Consider the following 707-nt stretch of genomic DNA (forward strand, 5'->3'; position numbering starts at 1 on the left):
ATCTGGCTGAGGAAGAGCTTGGTTCGCTCGTGCTGCGGGTTCTTGAAGAACTCGTTCGGCTCGTTCATCTCGACGATCTGGCCGGCGTCCATGAAGATGACCCGGTCGGCGACCTGGCGGGCGAAGCCCATCTCGTGGGTGACGCAGAGCATGGTCATGCCCTCGTCGGCGAGCGAGACCATGGTGTCGAGCACCTCCTTGACCATCTCGGGATCGAGCGCCGAGGTCGGCTCGTCGAACAGCATGATCTTGGGGCTCATGCACAGCGAGCGGGCGATCGCCACGCGCTGCTGCTGGCCGCCCGAGAGCTGGCCCGGATATTTGCTGGCCTGCTCCGGGATCTTGACCCGACGCAGATAGTGCATCGCGATCTCCTCGGCGTCCTTCTTGGGCATCTTGCGCACCCAGATCGGCGCCAGCGTCAGGTTCTCGAGGATGGTCAGGTGCGGGAACAGGTTGAAGTGCTGGAACACCATGCCGACGTCGCGGCGGATCTCGTCGATCTTCTTGAGGTCGTTGGTCAGCTCCGTGCCGTCGACGATGATCGAGCCCTTCTGGTGCTCCTCCAGCCGGTTGATGCAGCGGATCATCGTCGATTTGCCCGAGCCCGACGGCCCGCAGATCACCAGCTTCTCGCCGCGCGAGACCTTCAGATTGATGTCGCGCAGCACGTGGAACTCGCCATACCACTTGTTGACCCCGATCAT

Annotated in this window: 1 protein-coding gene; it reads right to left on the reverse strand. The window is 62.7% G+C overall.

Annotated elements, in window-relative coordinates; genetic code table 11:
- Window positions 1-707: amino acid ABC transporter ATP-binding protein (locus AC1RRW_RS22290; protein WP_492903910.1), on the reverse strand; the 707-nt coding region annotated here is incomplete at both ends.

Source organism: Allobosea sp. GW821-FHT12C12 (genome assembly GCF_058807355.1).